We start from the raw sequence: 1,242 nt of genomic DNA on the forward strand, positions 1-1,242 counted from the left end.
ACACCTTCGCAGACTTACAGAACGCTCCCCTACCACTCACACATAAGTGTGAATCCGCGGCTTCGGTGCCTGGTTTGAGCCCCGTTACATCTTCCGCGCAGGCCGACTCGACTAGTGAGCTATTACGCTTTCTTTAAATGATGGCTGCTTCTAAGCCAACATCCTAGCTGTCTGAGCCTTCCCACATCGTTTCCCACTTAACCAGAACTTTGGGACCTTAGCCGGCGGTCTGGGTTGTTTCCCTCTTCACGACGGACGTTAGCACCCGCCGTGTGTCTCCCGGATATTACTTACTGGTATTCGGAGTTTGCATGGAGTTGGTAAGTCGGGATGACCCCCTAGTCCAAACAGTGCTCTACCCCCAGTAGTATTCGTCCGAGGCGCTACCTAAATAGCTTTCGGGGAGAACCAGCTATCTCCGAGTTTGATTGGCCTTTCACCCCCAGCCACAGGTCATCCCCTAACTTTGCAACGTTAGTGGGTTCGGTCCTCCAGTTGATGTTACTCAACCTTCAACCTGCCCATGGCTAGATCACCCGGTTTCGGGTCTACACCTTGCAACTAGACGCCCAGTTAAGACTCGGTTTCCCTACGGCTCCCCTATACGGTTAACCTCGCTACAAAATGTAAGTCGCTGACCCATTATACAAAAGGTACGCAGTCACCCCGAAGGGCTCCCACTGCTTGTACGTACACGGTTTCAGGTTCTATTTCACTCCCCTCACAGGGGTTCTTTTCGCCTTTCCCTCACGGTACTGGTTCACTATCGGTCAGTCAGGAGTATTTAGCCTTGGAGGATGGTCCCCCCATATTCAGACAGGATGTCACGTGTCCCGCCCTACTCGATTTCACTTCAAGGTCGTTTTCATGTACGGGGCTATCACCCTGTATCGCTGGCCTTTCCAGGACCATTCCACTAACTTCCAAGAAACTTAAGGGCTAATCCCCGTTCGCTCGCCGCTACTAAGGGAATCTCGGTTGATTTCTTTTCCTCGGGGTACTTAGATGTTTCAGTTCTCCCGGTTCGCCTCTATTACCTATGTATTCAGTAATAGATACCCAGCTTGTGCTGGGTGGGTTTCCCCATTCGGAAATCTGTGAGTAATAGCGTCTCTTACCGACTTCTCACAGCTTATCGCAGGTTAGTACGTCCTTCATCGCCTCTGACTGCCAAGGCATCCACCATGTACGCTTAGTCACTTAACCATACAACCCCAAGAAGTGTCGTCGAAACGGCACGGC

1 rRNA gene is annotated in these 1,242 nt (G+C 51.5%); it reads right to left on the reverse strand.

The annotated features are described in order from the left end of the window. A 23S ribosomal RNA gene (locus KW825_RS20200) occupies nt 1-1,206 on the reverse strand; the annotation flags it as partial. Between the last annotated feature and the right edge of the window lie 36 nt (nt 1,207-1,242).

The organism is Aeromonas sp. sif2433 (assembly GCF_019218705.1).
GTDB classification, from domain to species: domain Bacteria; phylum Pseudomonadota; class Gammaproteobacteria; order Enterobacterales; family Aeromonadaceae; genus Aeromonas; species Aeromonas encheleia.